Below are 527 nucleotides of genomic sequence, written 5' to 3' on the forward strand. Positions count from 1 at the left end.
GCTCATTTGCATGTGCTAATCTAGAGAAATTGCTTTCTCTACGTTGATTACTTGATTTGTTGCTATCAATGTCGTTTCATTCAGTTTTCAAAGAACAAAAATACCCCACTTGGAGTATGTGTTGGTGGAGCCTAGCGGGATCGAACCGCTGACCTCCTGCGTGCAAGGCAGGCGCTCTCCCAGCTGAGCTAAGGCCCCTAAATCGAACCATAATTATTTAAGTAATAATACCGCTTAAAAATATTAATGGTGGGCCTAAGTGGACTCGAACCACCGACCTCACGCTTATCAGGCGTGCGCTCTAACCAGCTGAGCTATAGGCCCCTTCAGGGATATATATCTTTGAAAGTTCAATTGGTAACCTCTTTAAGCGAAAGTACCTCTTAAAAAGCTTAATGAACCTTCAAAACTGAACGCAAAACGTCAATGTGTAAACCCGTGGTTTACATTCCGTAATAATCCTTAGAAAGGAGGTGATCCAGCCGCACCTTCCGATACGGCTACCTTGTTACGACTTCACCCCAATC

Annotated in this window: 2 tRNA genes and 1 rRNA gene; all 3 read right to left on the reverse strand. The window is 44.0% G+C overall.

From position 1 onward, the window contains the following. Positions 1-122 precede the first annotated feature (122 nt). Positions 123-198, reverse strand: a tRNA-Ala gene (locus tag I2484_RS21260). A 49-nt stretch (positions 199-247) separates the two neighbouring features. After that, positions 248-324 (reverse strand) — tRNA-Ile (locus I2484_RS21265). Positions 325-466: 142 nt separating this feature from the next. Next, positions 467-527 (reverse strand): 16S ribosomal RNA (locus tag I2484_RS21270); the annotation flags it as partial.

The sequence above is a fragment of the Sporosarcina sp. E16_8 genome, from assembly GCF_017347095.1.
GTDB lineage: Bacteria > Bacillota > Bacilli > Bacillales_A > Planococcaceae > Sporosarcina.